The sequence below is a fragment of the Viridibacillus arvi genome (assembly GCF_001274945.1).
Taxonomy (GTDB): domain Bacteria; phylum Bacillota; class Bacilli; order Bacillales_A; family Planococcaceae; genus Viridibacillus; species Viridibacillus arvi.
In genome coordinates this window covers 54,646-72,726 of record NZ_LILB01000007.1, presented here as the reverse complement: position 1 = coordinate 72,726, position 18,081 = coordinate 54,646, and the positions used below count along the sequence as shown (strand labels likewise).

Below are 18,081 nucleotides of genomic sequence, written 5' to 3'. Positions count from 1 at the left end.
TGGGGGTTTCCCCCTGTGAGAGTAGGACGTTGCTAGGCACATTAAAGCACAGCTGATTTAATCAGTTGTGCTTTTTTTATTATACTTAATTAAGTTTGAGGTATTCTAAGTATCTATTATGATTTTTGTTTATATATTCTATTTGAATTCGTTTTTCTTGTACAAATATTAAATAAAACATATGGTTAAAAGAAGCACAATCAAATAGAATGGCAGAATTTATTCTAACAGGAGGTATGGGAAATGACAGTAGTCTATGATTTTACGGTTAAAAAGGTAGATGGAGAGCAACAAAATTTAAGTGATTTTACTGGTAAATCACTGTTAATTGTGAATACAGCAAGTAAATGTGGTTTTACACCACAATTTAAAGAACTGCAAGCAATGTATGAAAAATATAACGAACAGGGATTTGAAATTTTAGGTTTTCCTTGTGATCAATTTAATAATCAAGAGTTTGCAGATATCGATGAAACAATGCAATTTTGCCAAAAGAATTATGGAGTAAACTTTCCAATGTTTGCAAAGGTGGATGTGAAGGGCGACAATGCTGATCCATTATTTAAATATCTAGTTTCAGAGAAAAAAGGTTTACTAACTGAGGGGATTAAATGGAATTTCACTAAGTTCTTAATAAATAAAGAGGGTAAGGTTGTAGCGCGTTATGCACCTCAAACTTCGCCAGCTAAAATAGAAAATGACTTAAAATCTGCATTGAAGTGAAAAATTCTAAATAATCTTATTTATCGCAGAGTCCTTGACAAGTGAATAGCCACGTTGTTAATCTTACAATTAATATTCTTTTACAAAACAGGAGGAGTTACCGAAATGTGGGAAACGAAATTTGCCAAAGAAGGTTTAACGTTTGATGATGTATTGCTTGTACCAGCACATTCTGAAGTATTACCGAAAGATGTAAGTTTATCAGTTAATTTAACACCAAAAATTAAATTGAATATCCCTATTATTAGTGCTGGAATGGATACAGTAACTGAGGCACCAATGGCAATTTCTATGGCTCGACAAGGTGGTATAGGTATTATCCACAAAAATATGAGCATTGAAGAGCAAGCGGATCAAGTAGAGAAAGTAAAACGCTCTGAAAATGGAGTTATTACAAATCCGTTTTTCCTAACACCATCTCATCAAGTATTTGATGCAGAACATTTAATGGGTAAATACCGTATTTCTGGTGTTCCGATTGTAAATAATGATAAAGATCTTAAATTAGTAGGAATTATTACAAACCGTGATTTACGCTTTGTACAAGACTACTCTCAAAAAATTGATGAAGTTATGACTAAAGAAGATTTAGTTACAGCTCCTGTCGGAACAACTTTAGACGATGCAGAAAAAATACTTCAACAATATAAAATCGAGAAATTACCAATCGTTGATGATGAAGGCGTCTTAAAAGGCTTAATCACAATTAAAGATATAGAAAAAGTTATGGAATTCCCGAACGCTGCTAAAGACCATTTAGGTCGTTTACTTGTAGGTGCTGCAGTTGGTGTTACGAAAGATTCTATGGTTCGTGTACAAAAATTAGTAGACGCACAAGTAGATGTAATTGTAATCGATACAGCACATGGTCACTCACAAGGTGTTTTAGAAGTAGTGAGAGATATTCGCGCAGCATTCCCAGATTTAGATATTATCGCTGGTAACGTTGCAACAGGTGAGGCTACAAAAGCTCTTTATGAAGCTGGCGCTGATGTAGTTAAAGTAGGGATTGGGCCTGGTTCAATTTGTACAACTCGTGTTGTTGCAGGTGTTGGTGTACCTCAAATTACAGCAATTTATGATTGCGCAGCAGAAGCTCGTAAACAAGGTAAAACAATTATTGCTGATGGCGGTATTAAATACTCAGGCGATATTATTAAAGCTTTAGCTGCTGGCGGACATGTAGTAATGTTAGGTAGCTTACTTGCAGGTACTTCTGAATCTCCAGGAGAAACTGAAATCTACCAAGGTCGTCGCTTTAAAGTATATCGTGGTATGGGTTCAGTAGGAGCTATGGAAAAAGGTTCAAAAGATCGCTACTTCCAAGAAGATGCGAAAAAACTTGTTCCAGAAGGTATTGAAGGACGTCTTCCTTACAAAGGACCTTTAGCAGATACGATCCACCAATTAGTTGGAGGTATTCGCTCAGGTATGGGGTATTGTGGTACGAAGGATCTTCGTGATTTACGTGAAAATGCACAGTTCGTTCGTATGACTGGTGCTGGTTTACGTGAAAGTCATCCACATGATGTTCAGATTACGAAAGAATCACCAAACTACTCAATCTCATAATTTAGAAACTTTCCCATCCTTTCTACGTCAAACTAGATGTAGAAAGGGTGTTTTTTTATACACCGTAGTTGTGAGCCCTGAATCTATGTTAAAATGAGCGGAGTAAGAGGAGTAATATGAACACATATGGAGGTATTATGGTGAAAACATCAAGAAAAAACACATGGTTACGATTAATCATGGTTTCTGCTTTGCTGTTAAGTATGTTTGTAACAATACCGAAGGCAGCGAATGCAGAAGACGAGCTTAATTTGCGCGTTAAAGGCGCCATTTTAATCGATGCAGACTCAGGTAAAATTTTATACCAAAAGAATGCGGACAAGTCTTTAGGAATTGCTAGTATGTCAAAAATGATGACAGAATATATATTACTAGATGCAATTAATGAAGGTAAAATTACTTGGGATCAAAAATATAAAGTGACAGAGTATGCATATAAAATTTCCCAAAATCGTGCTCTTAGTAACGTACCTCTACGTGCTGACGGTGAATATTCAATTCGTGAATTGTATGAAGCAATGGCAATTTACTCAGCAAATGGAGCGACTATTGCAATTGCAGAAACGATTGCCGGCTCAGAAACAGAATTTGTGAACATGATGAATAAAAAAGCAAAAAAAATGGGTTTGAAGAATTATACTTTCGTTAACTCAACAGGCTTAAATAATGCACAACTAGATGGTATGGAACCAGCAGGTACTGGTAAAACTGCTGAGAATAAGATGCCCGCAAAATCTGTTGCTAAATTAGCCTATCATTTATTAAAAGATCATCCTGATGTATTGAAAACTTCAAGCATTACGAAAAAAACATTCCGTGAAGGTACAGATGATGCAATTAAAATGTCTAACTGGAATTTCATGCTACCGGGTCTTGTATTTCAATATGAAGGTGTAGATGGATTAAAAACGGGTACAACCGATTTTGCTGGTTACTGTTTCACAGGTACTGCAACACGAAACGGAACACGTCTAATTGCAGTTGTTTTAGATGCTGTAGATGCTAAGGGTGAAGGAACATATAAAGCTCGTTTTGATGCAACACGTGCATTATTCGACTATGGTTTCAATCAATTTACTACAGAGGAAATTGTCCCGGCCAACCATACGTTTAAAGGACAAAAAACGATACCTGTAATTGATGGTAAAGAAGATAAAGTGAACATTGCTACAAAAGAAGCAATTTCAATGATGGTTAAAACTTCAGATCGAGATTTATATAAACCAAAATTAGTTTTAGATAAAAAAGAACTAGAAGCACCTGTTAAAAAAGGCGCTGTGGTTGGACATGTTGAAATCGAAAAAACTGAAGGTAAAGATTATGGATTTATTGATGGAGAAGTAAACAATGCAGAGGTAGTCACTACAGCTACTGTTGAGAAATCTGGATGGATTTCCCGAGCATTCAAAGGTATTGGCAACTTCTTCTCTGATTTATGGAATAAAATATTCTAATATAAAAAAAGGCAATCATGACGATTGCCTTTTTTTATGCTCTAATTCCCCAAGCCTCCATTAATTGTTGTACAGATTGACTTATTTCTTCGTCTTTAATTCCCCCAAAACCAAGCAGAAACTGAGTGGGTTTTCCATTTAATATTGGATCCATCATATATTCCTGAATAGGTATAATACGAATGCCTTTTTCTTGTGCCAAGTCTTTCAATTCTGCTGCACTTTTTGTGTGGGAAATTGTTAGTACGATATGCATACCTGCTTGTTCGCCGGAAATTTTAACAGTTGGTGAAAATGGTTCTAGAGCCATTGTAAGCTTTTCTAATTTTTTACGATAGATTTTACGCATTCGATTTAAATGCTTCGCAAAATGGCCATCTCGCATGAATTGTGCGAGAATATGCTGTTCGAAGCGAGGTACAGTCGAAGTATAGTAATTAAACGCCTGATTGTACACTTCTACTAATTTTGGAGGTAGCACAAAATAGGCAATGCGTAGTGAAGGCATGAGTGATTTAGAAAATGTACTTATGTAAATCACGCTGTCACTTTTATCCATTCCTTGTAATGCAGCAATTGGTTTCCCAATATAACGAAATTCACTATCATAGTCGTCTTCGATGATATAACGATCATTCTTTTGGCTAGCCCAGTTTAAAAGCTGTGCTCTGCGTGGGGCAGATAACACCGCACCAGTCGGAAATTGATGTGAGGGCGTCACATAGACAACATTAGCCTTAGAATGCTCCAAATCATTGATCAATAGACCCTCATCATCTACATTGATTGGTATAGCAGGACGATCTGTTTGCTTAAAGATGTGATGGGTTAATGGGTAACCTGGATTTTCAATTGCAAAGCGAGAAGAGGGTCCTAGAAGGCGAATAATCATAGGCATAAGTTGTTCTGTCCCAGAGCCAATTACAATTTGATTCGGCGCACATATAACACCTCTTGATTGATACAAATACGTTGCAATTTCCTCCCGCAATTCTTGCTCTCCTTGGGGCGAACCAATTAGTAATAACTCTTGAGATTGCTCATCAATTGCTTCCTTCGCATATTTCCTCCAAAGATGGAATGGGAATGATTCTGTATCAATTTGTCCCGGATTAAAATCTATGTTAAATGTTTCGCGGGATAAGGAAGTTGGAATCGCTGGATATTGAATATTTTTTTCTACATAGGCAAGTTCCTCAACAGCTTCAACGAAATATCCGACACGGGGCTTTGAGGCAATAAAGCCTTCTGCTAACAATTGTGCATAGGCAAGCTCAATTGTTGTTTGACTAATATTTAAAAATTCAGCTAATTTTCTCTTTGAAGGAAGTTTAGATTCGGTTGGTATTGTCCCTTCTGTAATGCCCTTCTTAATGCCTTCGCAGAGCTGTTCGTACATAGGTTTACTAGAATTTCTCTCTAGCTGAAACATAAGCATATCCATCAGATCACCTCTTCTGACCATATGAATTATATATAAACTGAATCTTTTTATATGGTCAATTTTCATTATACTAACATCATACAAGAAAATGGAGGCGATGGAAATGACAAATCAAACAGCTACAGATCGAGTAAAACGCGGAATGGCAGAAATGCAAAAGGGTGGCGTAATTATGGATGTAATTAATGCTGAGCAGGCAAAAATTGCGGAGGAAGCTGGCGCAGTTGCTGTTATGGCTCTTGAGCGTGTACCTTCTGATATTCGAGCTGCTGGTGGAGTAGCGCGTATGGCAGATCCTCGTATTGTGGAAGAAGTGATGTCAGCCGTATCAATTCCTGTAATGGCGAAAGCGCGTATTGGCCACATTGTAGAAGCTCGTGTTTTAGAAGCAATGGGCGTAGATTACATAGATGAAAGTGAAGTGTTAACACCAGCAGATGAAGAATATCATTTGTTGAAAAGCGATTATAAAGTGCCCTTTGTTTGTGGGTGTCGTGATTTAGGTGAAGCAACACGTCGTATTGGTGAAGGGGCATCAATGCTTCGTACAAAGGGGGAGCCAGGAACGGGTAATATAGTTGAAGCTGTTCGTCATATACGACAAGTGAATGCACAGGTACGTAAAGTTGCAAACATGACGCCGGATGAGCTAATGACAGAGGCAAAAATTTTAGGTGCACCTTATGAGTTTTTATTAGAGATCAATCGTTTAGGTCGATTACCGGTTGTGAATTTTGCTGCTGGTGGTGTAGCAACTCCTGCTGATGCAGCATTAATGATGGAGCTTGGGGCAGATGGTGTCTTTGTAGGATCAGGTATTTTCAAATCTGAAAATCCAGCCAAGTTTGCAAAAGCCATTGTAGAAGCAACTACTCACTACAAGGATTATAAATTAATTGCTGAAATTTCGAAGGAACTTGGGGTTCCGATGAAAGGTATTGAAATTTCTCGCTTAAATCCACAAGATCGTATGCAAGAGCGAGGCTGGTAAGATGGTGAAAATCGGTGTTTTAGGTTTACAAGGCGCTGTACGTGAGCATGTTCAGGCTATAGAAGCAGCTGGTGCTGTTGCAATCATTGTAAAGCATGCAGAACAACTAAAGGAACTTGAAGGCCTTGTACTACCGGGTGGTGAAAGTACAACGATGCAAAGGCTAATTGATCGTTACGGTATGATGGAACCTCTTCGTCAATTTGCTGCCGATGGTAAACCAATATTCGGTACTTGTGCAGGATTAATATTACTAGCGAAAAATGTCATTGGTCAGCAAACGCCCCATATAGGCGTAATGGACGTTATTGTTGAGCGTAATTCATTTGGTAGACAGGTTGATAGCTTTGAAATACCCCTCTCTATAAAAAATATGGGTGAAAACTTCCCCGCAATATTTATACGTGCACCTCATATTGTAACAGTGGGACCGAACGTTGAAGTATTGGCAAATTATGATGGGCGCGTTGTTTTAGCGAAAGATGGTCAGTTTCTAGGCTGTTCTTTTCATCCTGAATTGACAGAAGATCAACGAATTATGGCATACTTTGTGCAAATGGTTGAGCAAAGTGTTTTGACCATACTTGCAAAACGGTGAAATCTATTGTAAAGTATGGATAAAATTCATATTAAACACGATGATAGGAAGTAGTAGCAAGTAAGTTTTTTTATAGAGAGTCGACGGTTGGTGTAAGTCGATAAAAAACCTTGTGAATCCGTCCTGGAGTTGCTCAGCTGAATCTTTAGTAGGCTGTGGCCGGCCAACAAGCCGTTATGAAACAAGTGGATTGCATCTAGATGCAGTCAATTAGGGTGGCAACGCGGGTATGCTCTCGTCCCTTTCATGGGGATGAGGGCTTTTTTGTTGCTTATTTTTAGTGCAACCTAGACCTAAAGTATTGTTTTGTAAGATAACCTTGATACATTTCTATTATCTAATTTACAAAACTGGAGGAATGGACATATGTTAGATATTAAACGAATCCGTGATAATTATACGGAAATTAAAGAAAAGCTATCTCACCGTAATGAAGATTTAGGTACCTTCGATCAATTTGAAACTCTTGATCAACAACGTCGTGATTTAATCGCAAAAACAGAAGTACTAAAAGCTGAGCGTAACCAAGTTTCTGAACAAATTGCTCAAAAGAAACGTAAAAAAGAAAATGCGGATGCCGAAATCGCACATATGCGTAAAGTTGGCGATGATATTAAAGCATTAGATACTGATCTTCGTGAAGTGGAAGGTAAATTCCAAGATATGATGATGCGTTTACCAAATATTCCACATGAAAGTGTACCAGTTGGAGACACGGAAGATGATAATGTGGAAGTAGCTAAATGGGGCGACATTCCAGAGTTTGATTTTGAGGTTAAAGCGCACTGGGATTTAGGTACAGATTTGAACATCATCGATTTTGAAAGTGCTGCAAAAACTACAGGTAGCCGCTTCGTATTTTACCGTGGTCTAGGTGCTCGTTTAGAGCGTGCTTTAATGAGTTTCATGATGGATTTACATTCTGAAGAACATGGTTATGAAGAGATGTTACCACCTGTAATCGTTAACCGTGATAGCTTAACAGGTACTGGTCAGCTTCCGAAATTTGAAGAAGATGTATTCAAATTAGCGGATACAGATTACTTCTTAATCCCAACTGCAGAAGTACCAGTAACAAACTTCTTCCGTGATGAAATTTTAGATGCTGATGTTTTACCAAAAGGCTTTTCAGCTTATAGTGCTTCATTCCGTTCTGAAGCGGGATCAGCAGGGCGTGATACGCGTGGTTTAATTCGCCAGCACCAATTTAACAAAGTAGAACTTGTGCGTTTCGTGAAACCAGAAGATTCTTATGAAGAATTAGAAAAATTAACAGGTCATGCTGAAAAGGTTCTACAACTTTTAGGCTTACCATATCGTAAGTTAAAAATGTGTACATCTGATTTAGGATTCACTGCTGCGAAAAAATACGATTTAGAAGTATGGATTCCAGCCCAAGGTACGTACCGTGAAATTTCTTCTTGCTCTAATTTTGAAGATTTCCAAGCGCGTCGTGCCAATATTCGTTTCCGTCGCGAAACAGGAGCAAAACCTGAATATGTGCACACGTTAAATGGTAGCGGTCTAGCAATTGGTCGTACAGTTGCAGCTCTTCTTGAAAACTATCAACAAGCGGATGGCTCTGTAGTTATTCCAGAAGTTTTACGTCCATATATGGGCGGTAAAGAAGTAATTCAAGCACCAACTAAATAATTTATACATGAAAAGGCTAATGCTATGGAGTTTTCTCCTGCATTAGCCTTTTACTGTTTTCTTAAATACCCTCTGCCTCACAACGGATTTGATAAAATTGCTGAATAGTAGGATGGGCTCTATCGATGTTTAAATTTTGTAATCTGCGTTTTCCTATACGGTAATCAAACATGGATAAAGCTTGAATGAGTACATTTTCTGATAGTAATGATTCTTCAATGGGGAACTGCGTATAGTGTATGATTGCTTCATACAAGTAAAAGCTTTCGAAATTTCCGCGGTCCATTAAAGTTGCTTCAGCTAAATCATAGGCATCTACTAATGCTCGTCTTTCAGGGGATCCTAACATTACATTGAAGTCTCTATTATATGGTATGGGTTTTAGCGTATGTTGTTCTTTTAGTTGCGCATATAGTATGTTCCTCGGAACGATAAAACTTAAATCATCTGCATTTAAAATTTTCTGTTTATCTAATGTAAGCCAAATACTTGCTGGGTTGTCATGTGCTTTACGATATGTTGTTGCATAAAGCTTCACACGACCTTGCAATTTTTTGCAAAGAAAACTTTCATATCTTTTTTTGATTTTGCTGAATTGCATAGGATATCTCCCTTAAGTTTAATAGTGAATACCCTCTGCCTCACAACGGATTTGATAAAACTTTCGTTCTAATGAAGACTGTGGTGCAGTCATGTTTTTTAATTTACGTTTCCCTAAACGACGATCAAGTAAAGCGTATGCGCGGATAATTGGATTAGTAGAAGTTAGTGCATCTACAATTGATAAATGAGGGTATTGAGTAAATGCTTCATACAAATGTAAGCTGGCCATTTTGTTTTGTTCGTCTATCTGTACTTCTGTAGAGAGTAGTTCGGGATTGTCATTCCCTTGAAATTGCTCGTTAATAAATGCTGAATCAGCTACATTAAAAAATTGGTCTTTATTTAGTGTTAACCAAATGTGTGGTTTATCATCACGAGATTCATTATGTGCAGCCGATTGAAGCTCGATCTTTCCTTGTAAGGGCTCGCATAAGAAACTCTCTACGTCTGATTTTAATTTGGAAAATGGTATAACTTTAGGGACGGAAGTTGCTCGTTCAGCTTTTTTCTTACTACGTAAACTACTGAAGAAATCACTTAATAATTGACCACATTCAGTTGTTAATATGCCCTCTGTTACTTCACACTTATGATTAAATCGTGAGTCACCTAGTAAGTGATAGAGCGAATCTACACAACCTGCTTTGCTATCTCTAGCTCCGTAAACGACACGTGGCACTCTGGATTGTAAAATTGCTCCTGCGCACATAGGGCAAGGCTCTAACGTAACGTAGAGAGTGGTTTCTTCTAATCGCCAACTACCAATTTTGTTGCAAGCCTGTTGAATTGCCATGAGTTCAGCATGGGTAACTGCATTCTGTGAAGTTTCCCGTAAATTGTGTGCACTGGCGATGACTTCATCCTTGTAGACAATGATGGCCCCAATTGGTACCTCTCCTAGTGCTGCAGCCTTTTTCGCCTCTTCAATGGCCAATTGCATAAAGTATAGATCTTTTTTTAATACGTCCATAGATTCATCGCTCCTTGCCAAATAGTGTAGCACGGTTTAAACCCAATTCGCATATATTACTGGAGAAATAATGCTAGAGGAGGTTGCACTTGATTTATGTAGTGAGGCAAGGTGATAACTTATATAATATCGCCAGGGCGCATAATACGACAGTCGCGACGATTGTTGCACTTAATGAAATTCCGGATCCAGATGTTCTAGTTGTTGGGCAAGCGCTTGTATTACCTGAAACGCCAAATCCAAATCGCCCTACAATTGATACAAATGGTTATGTCGAATGGTATACAGCTGAAATCCCAGAAAGTTTAATAGCTCAGCTGAGAAGACGTGCACCACTATTAACTTATATGATGCCATTTTCATATGAAGTACGCCGTGATGGCACTCTTACACCGCTGGACTGGGGAAGTATATCAGAGATAGCAAACGCTAATCAGTCCGCAACAGCCATCGTATTAACAAATATAGAGAATAACGCTTTTAGTGATACATTAGCACATACTATTTTAAATGATACTACATTACAAGATTTAATCATTGGAGCTGCTTTAAGTGAAGCTTCTAAAAAAGGGGCAAAAGATATTCACTTAGATTTTGAGTACTTGTTAGCTGAGGATAAGCAACGTTACGTTGAGTTTTTGAACAGGTTCAGACAAAGAGCTCATGCTCAAGGATTAACAATTTCAGCAGCAGTACCACCCAAGACGAGTGCAAATCAGCCAGGGAAATGGTATCAGGGGCACGACTATAAAGGGATAGGTGAAGCGGTTGATTTTGTTGTTATTATGACATATGAATGGGGATATAGCGGTGGCCCACCAATGGCGGTATCACCAATTGGGCCAGTACGTCAGGTGTTAGAATATACTATAACCGAAATACCTCCTGAAAAAGTAATGATGGGACAAAATTTATATGGATATGATTGGACATTACCATATAAAGCAGGAAATCCGCCCGCAAGAGGATTGAGCCCTCAACAGGCTGTTGCGCTGGCAAGAAACCAAAATGCGGCGATTTCGTATGACCCAATAGCTGAAGCGCCATTTTTCCATTATTGGAGTAATGGAGTAGAACATGTAGTGTGGTTTGAAGATGCACGTTCTATTGAAGCGAAGTTCAATTTGCTAAAGGAACTAAAGTTAAGGGGTATAAGTTATTGGCATATGGGCTTTGCCTTCCCTCAAAACTGGGCACTTTTACAAGAGATGTTCCACGTGAAAAAACGATAATACTAAAACCTTCAGTTGATACTGGGGGTTTTTTTCATAAATTGATGCCATTAAACTTTATGGTATAAGTTACTTTTAATAAATCATCTGTACTTAACGAGTCGCTTCAGCTTTTCTTGTTACTATGATAAAATGATAAGCACTGACTAAAAAGACGACGAAGGGGGACTTCTGATGCCTGTACCGTTTATCACGGTTGAAGGGCCAATTGGCGTCGGAAAAACGTCACTTTCTAAAATAGTTGCTGAGACTTTTCAGTTTCACTTATTAAAAGAAATCGTGGACGAAAATCCGTTTTTAAATAAATTTTATGAAGACATTGATGAGTGGAGTTTCCAGACAGAGATGTTTTTCTTGTGTAATCGCTATAAACAATTAACAGATATTAAGAATCATATACTATCGCATGAAAAATCTGCAGTTGCAGATTATCACATTTTTAAAAATTTAATTTTTGCTAAAAGAACATTAAAAGAATCTGAATTTCACAAGTATGAAGAAATATATCGGATATTAACTGCTGACATGCCATGTCCAAATGTAGTCGTTTATCTTCATGCAAGCGTCGATACATTGATGAAACGAATTGCCATGAGAGGTCGCGAATTTGAAAAAATGATTTCAAGAGATTATATGGAGCAGCTCGTTGCAGATTACCATGTATTTATTAAACGATTTGAAAAACAAAACCCAGATATTCCGGTAATACGAATCAATGGTGATGAAATTGATTTTGTAAAAAACCCATCGGATTTACAAAAAATCTTAAGAACTATTGAAGAAACATTAGAAAAAGGGAGTTTCGAGTCATGAATTTAAGAGAAAAATACGGCATTCCTGCTAATGCAGTTATTACAATTGCGGGAACAGTAGGAGTCGGCAAATCGACAATGACGAAGGCGTTAGCAAATGCATTAAATTTCCGTACGTCATTTGAAAAGGTCGATTCGAATCCTTACTTGGACAAGTTTTACGATGATTTTGAAAAATGGAGCTTCCATCTACAAATTTATTTCTTAGCTGAACGTTTCAAGGAGCAAAAACGTATTTTTGAATATGGTGGTGGCTTTATTCAAGATCGTTCAATCTATGAGGACACAGGGATTTTTGCTAAAATGCATGAAGAAAAAGGCACAATGAGCAAAACGGATTATGAAACATATAAAAACTTATTCGATGCAATGGTCATGACACCATATTTTCCTCATCCAGATTTGCTAATTTACTTGGAAGGACCAATTGAAGATATTTTAGAGCGTATAGAAGAACGCGGTCGTCCAATGGAACAACAAACGCCAAAGGATTATTGGTATGAAATGCACGGACGTTACGAAAACTGGATCGACAGTTTTAATGCATGTCCGGTATTGCGTTTAGACATCAACGACTATGACTTGATGAAAAATCCAGATACAGTCGAAGTAATTGTGGAACGCATCAGTCACTTTATGGAGCAGACATCACATTTACGTCGTTAATAAATTGTAAGACTGTCAACTACATGACAGTCTTTTTTTTATAGCAATTAATAATACGTTTAAAATTAATATAAGAAATGGAAGGAAATAATCATATATAGGTGCATTTTTTTATATTTTTACATATGAGGGGGTGCATTTTATGAGAGTAGGAATTTACTGCGGATCCAAGGTGGGGGCAAATCCTATATATGCTGAAAAGGCTATGGAGCTCGGTAGGTTTTTGGCTATGCATGGTGTTGGTGTTGTTTATGGAGGATCAAAGGTAGGACTAATGGGGAAAGTAGCAGACGTAGTATTAGCTAACGGAGGAGAAGTAATTGGGGTTATGCCAACTTTTCTGGAATGGAAAGAGGTTACACATCAAGGTTTATCAAAATTAGTTTTTGTAGATACTATGTATGAGCGAAAGGCTAAAATGATTGAATTAGCAGATGCCTTTATAGCGTTGCCAGGTGGAGCGGGAACAATGGATGAGTTTTTTGATGTACTCACACTTTCCCAAGTTGGTCAGCATACGAAAGCAGTATGCTTATACAATATCAATCATTATTATGATTTCCTTAAAGCACATTTACAACATACCGTGGATGAAGGCTTTATGTTGAAAAGTCAGCAAGGTCAAATAGGTGTGGTAAGTTCCCCCGAAGAGCTCTTATTATTTATAAATTAATTATAGAAGTAATGTATAGGTGCGGATATAGTAATGTTGCTTTTGAAATAGAGAACTACATCAATTCAGGTAGCTTATTTTTAATTGAAGACAAAAAAAGAAACAAACATAAATGTTTGTTTCTAAAATTTCTGACTATATGTATTAGAGAAAAAATTCGTCACTTTAGCAACGAATACAATCTCAATATTATGCGCGTGTTTTTAAAAATAAAATGGAGGAGGAAGAGGGATTCGAACCCCCGCGCGGTATGACCCGCCTGTCGGTTTTCAAGACCGATCCCTTCAGCCAGACTTGGGTATTCCTCCGAAGAAAGTATGTTGTTGTCTTTCTGACAAGTAATACTTTATCATGTATTGAATATCTCGTCAACACTTTTTTATAAAAAAATTAAAATAATATTTAGAAGGTCTATTTTATAGAGTTTTTATAGTGAAAAGAATTTTAAATTAGAAGGTGAAGAATGGCTTGAAATAAGATGTTAATCGATCTTATTTCTATTCCTTAGTTAATTGTAATATTTCGTTTCATGCTTTTATATTGATTTTTTTTATTATTCTTCGTATACTTATAGATGCCGTGCTAGGTGGGAAGGTAGCGGTGTCCTATAACTCGCAATCCGCTCTAGCGAGACTGAAGTCCTTTTCTAAGGCTGTCCGTATGTTTGGTCTGCCTTTTGCACGTAGTGTTGACGATTGGGTCCTACGCAATGCGTACCCGCGAACCATGTCAGGTCCGGAAGGAAGCAGCATTAAGCGGCTTATCGCATGTGCCGTAGGGTTGCCTAATCAGAGCTAACGACAAAAGTAACGCTTATGTACGGCTGTCGAAGGAAGGTGCACGGCATTTATCGTGCAAATTTCAAACTCATTCGTCGTTTTCGGCGAATGAGTTTTTCTTTTATCTAAAGGTATTGAGCGGCTTTAAGAAGCGCTCTTATGGTATAATATACACATTAAACTAATCGGCGAAAAAGGAGAGGTAAACGTTGACGTATCAAGCTTTTTATCGTGTGTATCGCCCACAATCATTCAGAGAAATGTCAGGACAGTCGCATGTTAAACGGACACTCCAAAATGCTCTCCTTGCCAATAAAACTACGCATGCTTATTTATTCTCTGGTCCTCGAGGTACAGGGAAAACAAGTACGGCGAAAATATTTGCAAAAGCATTAAATTGTGAGCATGCACCAACCGAGGAACCGTGTAATACATGTGCAACATGTATTAGTATTACAAATGGGTCACATCCTGACGTCATTGAATTTGATGCTGCATCTAACTCTCGCGTTGAAGAAATGCGTGAGATTATTGAAAAAGTACGCTTTGCACCTGCAAGCGCTCGTTTTAAAGTGTACATCATTGATGAAGTTCATATGTTATCTACAAGTGCGTTTAATGCTTTACTTAAAACTTTAGAAGAACCACCTGCTCATGTTGTTTTCATATTGGCAACGACGGAGCCACATAAGCTGCCGGCTACGATAATTTCACGTTGTCAAAGATTCGATTTTAAACGGCTTTCTTCTATTGATTTGTTAGAACGTATGAAAATTGTTTTAGAAGATATAGACCTACAGTATGAAGAGCAAGCGTTAAAAGTCATCGCTCAATCTGCTGCCGGAGGTATGCGCGACGCGTTGAGTATGCTGGACCAAGTTGTATCTTTCAGTGGGGACAAGTTAACACTAGAGGATGCGCTATTTGTGACAGGCTCTATAAGTCAGGAAGTCTTCTATGATTTAGCAAAAGCATTAGGAGACAGAGATATTGCACAAGTATTAGCGCTTTTGGAAAAGCTAATGAGTGAAGGAAAAGATGCAGTTCGTTTATCAGAGGATCTTATCACATTTTTCCGTGACTTATTACTAATTCAAACAGCTCCTGATTTAGAGGATCTACTTGAGCTTGCTTCGTCAGATGAAAAGTTCAAAACTCTAGCCAACCAATTTACCACGGATACACTATATGGTTATGTTGATATCCTTTCAAAGACACAACAAGAGATGCGCTTTTCACATCACTCCAAAATTTACTTAGAAACGGCCATGTTGAAAATGGCACAATTTGCTCCAGGTCAACCTATTATTCAAGCACATACTCAAGCGAATAGTCCACAGTTGCAATCTATCGGTGAATCACCTAATGTTGCAGGTCTTGAAGCGAAGATTGCCTCATTAGAACAAATTGTTCACCAATTACAACAGGGCGGCCAACAACAACACAATGCAACACCTGCCCAGCAACGACAACGACCAAAAGTAGATAGTGGTATGAAAATTAATGTTGGACGTATCCAAGAAGTACTTAAAGTAGCAACGAAAAAAGATTTGCAAATGATAAAATCAGCGTGGTCTGATGTGCTGAATCAGCTTCAAAAATCGCAATCAGCGCTTTTGGAAGACGCTGAACCTGTGGCAGCATCTTCTAATGCGTTTGTGTTAAAATTAAAGCAGGGAGTTTATTGCACTATAGGTACTAATAATGGTACATTTTCAGCGATGTCTACAATCTTACAACCGTTAACGGGTGTGGCCTATGAAATTGTAGTAGTGCCCGAGGATAATTGGCTGAAAATACGTGCAGACTTCATTCGTCAGCATGGTCTGGACAAACAGGTGCATTCATTAGAAGAAACACCTGCAGATAATGTAAACGAAATGACAGAACCTCTTTTTGTGGAGGAGCGAATTCCTTCTGAGGACCCGCTTGTCGCAAAAGCAGAGGAGCTTTTTGGTAAAGGTTTTGTAGAAATACTAGAAGAGTAAATTTTAATTATTTTGAGGAGGAAACTAATATGCGTGGTATGGGAAATATGAATAACATGATGAAACAAATGCAAAAAATGCAAAAGAAAATGATGGAAGCTCAAGAAGAACTAGCTGTTCAGGTGTTTGAAGGTGTAGCTGGTGGTGGTATGGTGAAAGTAGTTATATCTGGTGAGAAGAAAGTAACTGACGTTATTCTTGATGAATCAGTAGTAGATCCAGAAGATATTGAAATGTTACAAGATCTAATTATCATTGCTACAAACGAAGCAATCAAAAAAGTAGACGAAACTACAAATGCTACAATGGGACAATTCACGAAAGGCATGAACCTTCCCGGCATGTTCTAGGAGGAATTGATATGCATTACCCTGAACCGATATCAAAACTAATCGATAGTTTTATGAAATTGCCAGGTATCGGGCCGAAAACCGCGGCTCGTCTGGCGTTTTTTGTGTTAACAATGAAAGAAGATACCGTTCTATCTTTTGCGAAAGCGTTAGTTGATGCTAAACGTAATTTAACTTATTGTTCAGTTTGTGGTCATATTACTGATGTGGATCCGTGTCATATTTGTCAGGATAAACAACGAGATGCTTCGACGATCTGTGTTGTTCAAGATCCTAAAGATGTGATCGCCATGGAAAAAATGCGTGACTATCACGGACTATATCATGTACTTCATGGTGCAATCTCACCGATGGACGGTATAGGCCCAGAAGACATTAATGTACCTACTTTATTGAAAAGATTGCAAGATGATCAAGTACAAGAATTGATTTTAGCTACAAACCCTACTATAGAAGGTGAAGCTACTGCAATGTACATTTCGCGCTTAGTGAAACCGTCGGGTATACGTACAACTCGTATAGCTCATGGTTTACCTGTAGGTGGCGATTTGGAATATGCTGATGAAGTAACTTTATCAAAAGCGTTAGAAGGAAGACGTGAACTGTGAAGTAAGGGGCGAACATGATGTTTTTTCGTAAACAAAAGCTGCGTCAAGAGTTTGATGAGAAGCTAGTGGTTCTTATGAGAGAAACTAAAGAAGATTGGCAGCAGACGCAAGAAATTGAAGGTTTACTAGATGATTATGATCTAGATACAATCGCGCAGCGTAAAATTGCCGAAAGTAAACACTTCTATCTATTTAAAGAAGCGCGTATTCGAAAAATCTTATTAAGAAAATGAATTAAAAACAGCATCCCAATCATATATATCACTACTATCTTAAAAGGAGTTGGATATATATGATGTGGAAACCGATTGTTGGTTTCGTAGGGGTGTTGTTTTTTTTCTTCCTATTAATGAGAACGAGAAAGCACTGGGGTAAAGCAGTTGAGTGGCTATCAATTTTTTGGTTTCGTATAGCATTTTCTTTTGTACTATTGTTCGCACTACATTATTTATTAGGTTTTGCAGGATTGTTTGTTCCTATCAACTTTTTCTCTAGCTTGTTGGTTGCGTTATTAGGTATACCAGGAGTAGCCTCTGTATTAGCAATTTCAATTTACTATAACTTTTTTTAAAAAGCACTTGCGCACGCTTATAAAGCGTGTTATATTAGTTAGGTTGCTAATTTAAGTGACACATCAACTTTAAAACAACTTCAAAAAAGTTGTTGACACTGAGAAGTGAGGTTGATATAATATAAAGGTTGCTACTGAAATGAAGCAACTTATCAGGACGACAACTAAAAAAGAAATTTTAAAAAGTTGTTGACAACGAAATGTTATCCTGATATAATATTAGGAGTCGACTAGATATCGACTCAACACAATGAACCTTGAAAACTGAACATGCAAGACGTTAATCAATAAATAGTTTTGAACATCAACTCTGTTGGTGGATTAAAACAAAAATAGATATCATCTTCGGATGATACGCTAGCAAAGCTAATGAGCTTTCAAACTACTTTTATGG

The 18,081-nt window shown here is 37.7% G+C and carries 18 protein-coding genes, 1 tRNA gene, 1 other RNA gene, 1 pseudogene and 1 other annotated feature; of the genes and pseudogenes, 16 read left to right on the top strand and 5 right to left on the bottom strand.

The features are described from left to right. Window positions 1–243: 243 nt before the first annotated feature. The 3 genes from AMD00_RS17825 (at window position 244) to AMD00_RS17815 (ending at window position 3,749) form a co-directional block, all read left to right on the top strand. Window positions 244–723 (top strand): glutathione peroxidase, encoded by a 480-nt coding sequence (locus tag AMD00_RS17825; RefSeq protein WP_053418406.1) that lies wholly within the window; start codon window positions 244–246, stop codon window positions 721–723. Window positions 724–828: 105 nt separating this feature from the next. After that, window positions 829–2,295, top strand: coding sequence for an IMP dehydrogenase (gene guaB / locus AMD00_RS17820; protein ID WP_053418405.1), 1,467 nt, complete (start codon window positions 829–831; stop codon window positions 2,293–2,295). Between the two features lie 116 nt (window positions 2,296–2,411). Then, entirely contained in the window at window positions 2,412–3,749 is a 1,338-nt protein-coding gene (locus AMD00_RS17815) for a D-alanyl-D-alanine carboxypeptidase family protein (protein ID WP_281173088.1), read from the top strand. Between the two features lie 34 nt (window positions 3,750–3,783). On the opposite strand, the gene pdxR is transcribed toward AMD00_RS17815, so the two are convergent. After that, window positions 3,784–5,193 (bottom strand): MocR-like pyridoxine biosynthesis transcription factor PdxR, encoded by a 1,410-nt coding sequence (gene pdxR, locus AMD00_RS17810; protein WP_053418404.1) that lies wholly within the window; start codon window positions 5,191–5,193, stop codon window positions 3,784–3,786. A 103-nt stretch (window positions 5,194–5,296) separates the two neighbouring features. On the opposite strand from pdxR, the gene pdxS reads away from it, so the two are divergent. The 3 genes from pdxS (at window position 5,297) to serS (ending at window position 8,435) form a co-directional block, all read left to right on the top strand. Beyond that, window positions 5,297–6,184, top strand: coding sequence for a pyridoxal 5'-phosphate synthase lyase subunit PdxS (pdxS, locus tag AMD00_RS17805; RefSeq protein ID WP_053418403.1), 888 nt, complete (start codon window positions 5,297–5,299; stop codon window positions 6,182–6,184). Between the two features lie 4 nt (window positions 6,185–6,188). Continuing rightward, on the top strand, window positions 6,189–6,782 hold the full coding sequence (gene pdxT, locus AMD00_RS17800) for a pyridoxal 5'-phosphate synthase glutaminase subunit PdxT (protein ID WP_281173091.1): 594 nt from the start codon (window positions 6,189–6,191) through the stop codon (window positions 6,780–6,782). A 31-nt stretch (window positions 6,783–6,813) separates the two neighbouring features. Beyond that, window positions 6,814–7,028, top strand: a binding site (T-box leader). Between the two features lie 120 nt (window positions 7,029–7,148). Then, window positions 7,149–8,435, top strand: coding sequence for a serine--tRNA ligase (serS, locus tag AMD00_RS17795; RefSeq protein WP_053418401.1), 1,287 nt, complete (start codon window positions 7,149–7,151; stop codon window positions 8,433–8,435). Window positions 8,436–8,496: 61 nt separating this feature from the next. Here the strand turns inward: serS and AMD00_RS17790 are convergent, their stop codons facing one another. From AMD00_RS17790 to tadA, 3 genes and pseudogenes are all read right to left on the bottom strand, one after another. After that, window positions 8,497–9,036, bottom strand: a complete 540-nt coding sequence (locus tag AMD00_RS17790; protein ID WP_053418400.1) for an SF0329 family protein — start codon at window positions 9,034–9,036, stop codon at window positions 8,497–8,499. 18 nt (window positions 9,037–9,054) lie between these two features. Next, window positions 9,055–9,510: an SF0329 family protein gene (locus tag AMD00_RS24385; RefSeq protein WP_456154793.1), complete on the bottom strand. Its 456-nt coding sequence runs from the start codon at window positions 9,508–9,510 to the stop codon at window positions 9,055–9,057. Between the two features lie 21 nt (window positions 9,511–9,531). After that, window positions 9,532–10,008, bottom strand: a pseudogene (gene tadA, locus AMD00_RS17785) (tRNA adenosine(34) deaminase TadA); the annotation flags it as partial. An 89-nt stretch (window positions 10,009–10,097) separates the two neighbouring features. On the opposite strand from tadA, the gene AMD00_RS17780 reads away from it, so the two are divergent. From AMD00_RS17780 to AMD00_RS17765, 4 genes are all read left to right on the top strand, one after another. Further along, window positions 10,098–11,240 (top strand): glycosyl hydrolase family 18 protein, encoded by a 1,143-nt coding sequence (locus tag AMD00_RS17780; protein ID WP_053418399.1) that lies wholly within the window; start codon window positions 10,098–10,100, stop codon window positions 11,238–11,240. Between the two features lie 174 nt (window positions 11,241–11,414). After that, complete coding sequence (locus tag AMD00_RS17775; protein WP_053418398.1) at window positions 11,415–12,053, top strand: deoxynucleoside kinase; 639 nt, start codon at window positions 11,415–11,417, stop codon at window positions 12,051–12,053. Then, the gene (locus AMD00_RS17770) at window positions 12,050–12,718 is read left to right on the top strand and encodes a deoxynucleoside kinase (protein ID WP_053418397.1); all 669 of its coding nucleotides are present in this window, start codon (window positions 12,050–12,052) and stop codon (window positions 12,716–12,718) included. Before AMD00_RS17775 ends, AMD00_RS17770 begins: the two co-directional genes overlap by 4 nt. A 142-nt stretch (window positions 12,719–12,860) precedes the next feature. Next, complete coding sequence (locus AMD00_RS17765; protein ID WP_211258670.1) at window positions 12,861–13,391, top strand: LOG family protein; 531 nt, start codon at window positions 12,861–12,863, stop codon at window positions 13,389–13,391. Between the two features lie 215 nt (window positions 13,392–13,606). On the opposite strand, the gene AMD00_RS17760 is transcribed toward AMD00_RS17765, so the two are convergent. Continuing rightward, window positions 13,607–13,699 (bottom strand) — tRNA-Ser (locus AMD00_RS17760). A 269-nt stretch (window positions 13,700–13,968) separates the two neighbouring features. Between AMD00_RS17760 and ffs the strand changes: the two genes are divergently transcribed. The 6 genes from ffs to AMD00_RS17735 all read left to right on the top strand — a co-directional run bounded on the left by ffs (window position 13,969) and on the right by AMD00_RS17735 (window position 17,687). Continuing rightward, window positions 13,969–14,235: signal recognition particle sRNA large type (gene ffs, locus AMD00_RS22960), an RNA gene on the top strand. A gap of 144 nt (window positions 14,236–14,379) precedes the next feature. Then, window positions 14,380–16,158, top strand: coding sequence for a DNA polymerase III subunit gamma/tau (gene dnaX, locus AMD00_RS17755; RefSeq protein ID WP_053418396.1), 1,779 nt, complete (start codon window positions 14,380–14,382; stop codon window positions 16,156–16,158). Window positions 16,159–16,187: 29 nt separating this feature from the next. After that, a complete protein-coding gene (locus tag AMD00_RS17750) occupies window positions 16,188–16,508 on the top strand; it encodes a YbaB/EbfC family nucleoid-associated protein (protein WP_038181016.1) in 321 nt (106 codons plus the stop codon). Window positions 16,509–16,519: 11 nt separating this feature from the next. After that, window positions 16,520–17,116 carry a recombination mediator RecR gene (gene recR, locus AMD00_RS17745; RefSeq protein WP_038181014.1) on the top strand — a complete coding sequence of 199 codons (597 nt, stop codon included), beginning with the start codon at window positions 16,520–16,522 and terminating at the stop codon, window positions 17,114–17,116. Window positions 17,117–17,133: 17 nt separating this feature from the next. Beyond that, complete coding sequence (locus tag AMD00_RS17740; RefSeq protein WP_081730036.1) at window positions 17,134–17,349, top strand: YaaL family protein; 216 nt, start codon at window positions 17,134–17,136, stop codon at window positions 17,347–17,349. A 59-nt stretch (window positions 17,350–17,408) separates the two neighbouring features. Beyond that, the gene (locus AMD00_RS17735; protein ID WP_053418395.1) at window positions 17,409–17,687 is read left to right on the top strand and encodes a pro-sigmaK processing inhibitor BofA family protein; all 279 of its coding nucleotides are present in this window, start codon (window positions 17,409–17,411) and stop codon (window positions 17,685–17,687) included. Window positions 17,688–18,081: the final 394 nt, after the last annotated feature.